The organism is Shewanella sp. Sh95 (assembly GCF_001308045.1).
In the GTDB taxonomy this organism is placed as follows: domain Bacteria; phylum Pseudomonadota; class Gammaproteobacteria; order Enterobacterales; family Shewanellaceae; genus Shewanella; species Shewanella xiamenensis.
In genome coordinates this window covers 1-229 of sequence record NZ_LGYY01000072.1, presented here as the reverse complement: position 1 = coordinate 229, position 229 = coordinate 1, and the positions used below count along the sequence as shown (strand labels likewise).

1 protein-coding gene is annotated in these 229 nt (G+C 60.7%); it reads left to right on the top strand.

Annotated features, from left to right (window positions below; all coding sequences use genetic code 11):
* On the top strand, positions 1-183 hold a 183-nt coding region (locus AEA42_RS22850; RefSeq protein ID WP_231640359.1), incomplete at its 5' end, for a hypothetical protein.
* Between the last annotated feature and the right edge of the window lie 46 nt (positions 184-229).

The window sequence follows — 229 nt, the reverse complement described above, 5'->3', positions numbered from 1 at the left end:
CCGTCTTTGTCGATCGTAGATGACGGCAATCCAGCGGATGGCCCACTCACGCAAGACGAAATCAAAGGTGATGGCGGAGAGGTGTTGTTGGCTGCATCGGTTTGGGTCGCGGTGACCGTGATGCTGCCACCTTCACCCGGGGCGGTTTCCGTCCAGCTGATAACGCCGGTGGTGGCGTTGTAGCTGTAGCCTGTCGCCGGAGTGCCGTCAGCAAACTGCAGCGCCCCAT